The sequence below is a fragment of the Alcanivorax sp. HI0044 genome (assembly GCF_001634945.1).
Genome location: NZ_LWEZ01001424.1, coordinates 1 through 1,321, shown reverse-complemented (window position 1 = coordinate 1,321; position 1,321 = coordinate 1). Strand labels below are relative to the sequence as shown.

At 57.0% G+C, this 1,321-nt stretch carries 1 protein-coding gene and 1 pseudogene; both read right to left on the bottom strand.

The features are described from left to right. Positions 1-660: pseudogene (locus A3730_RS21070) on the bottom strand (hypothetical protein); the annotation flags it as partial. Beyond that, complete coding sequence (locus A3730_RS21065) at positions 660-1,184, bottom strand: hypothetical protein (protein WP_063521421.1); 525 nt, start codon at positions 1,182-1,184, stop codon at positions 660-662. The gene A3730_RS21065 and the pseudogene A3730_RS21070, both read right to left, overlap by 1 nt. Positions 1,185-1,321 lie beyond the last annotated feature (137 nt).

Sequence of the window (1,321 nt, the reverse complement as noted above, 5' to 3'; positions counted from 1 at the left end):
GGCAGCCGGTTCATCGTCTATATGGCCATCCACCACCCGATAAAGCGCAGCACGCTGCAGCTGGCAATATTCCGCCAGCATGTGAATCAGGTCGTCCGCTGCAGGAAGCCGAACCCTGTCACTTTCATCCAGGGTCAGATCGCGCAATCGCACCAACGCATCACGCACGGTATAGGGCTTGATCAGCAGGTTTTCTTCCAACCGGTCATGGGAAAGACGCAACAGCACATACCGCTGCGTCAAATTCTGCAAACGCTCCAGTGCATAGCTGGCGGCGCTGTCTGCGCGCATCAGTTTGACGCGCCACATATCCGCAAACTCACCGCAAATAAGAATAATCACGAAACCACCAAGCATGGTGGTTTCCGGAAAGTCCATGCCTGAATAGAAACCCAAAGACGTGAGCAAAAACCAGCTGGCCACCAGACACAGCATGCCGAACACCCCGAGCAAGCTACCGTAACGCAACGCCAGTAGTATCGGCACCAGCAATACCCAACGGAAGGTCCCGATGAGTGTCAGCGGATCCTCCTCGCGCAGCCACAACCCCATGACAACGGCCAGCGCCATCAGAATCACTGCTTCGCACAGCGACCACAGCACTCTTGGCTGGGGCATGAATAGCCCCGCCAGCTTGCCGTTACTGATGCGCTCAAGCATTACTGCACCACCGGGGCGAGCAATTTATCGATGACTTTCTGCCCGGTTTCGCTGAGCGACTGGCGTGCCCAGCCGGCCCGTGAGCCCGTGCCGCTATAGACGATACGCCCTTCCGGCAATTCACGGATTTCGATCATTACCCCCACCGCGGGCTCACCATCAACACCGGTTTTATAGCGCCATTCGTGTACTACCCCGCTCACCACATATTGGGCCGATTGCGAGGCGACCCACTGATTCATGTTCTTGCGGTTGGCCGCCGAGGTGCCTTCAAACAGCACCCCTTCATTATCGCTTTCCGGGTAGCGGGTTACGTTATTCACGCCATGGCGATACAGCACGGATTCGACAATGGCTGCCGCCCGCAACCCCGCCTGGGGAGTGGCAGTGCGGTTGACCATCGGCAACACCAGCCAGGTGCCCTCGCCGGACAGTTCCACATCCTGGCTGCTACGAACATGGGTACACCCGGCCAGCACGGTGGCTAACAGCAAAGTTCCCAGTAGCACAATGCTCAGTCTCATTGGATTCACTCCTAGTAATAAACTCTATATTGCAGCCCGAAGCGGTAGCTGTCTTCACCACTACCCCCGCTATTGAGCTGTTGTTCTGCATACAGCTTCCATTCATCCCGACCGATCAGCGGCCCCTCCACACCGAA

What these genes read in the sequence shown, in the direction of transcription:
- A3730_RS21065 (WP_063521421.1), bottom strand. Translation starts at nt 1,184, where the DNA reads ATGAGACTGAGCATTGTGCTACTGGGAACTTTGCTGTTAGCCACCGTG.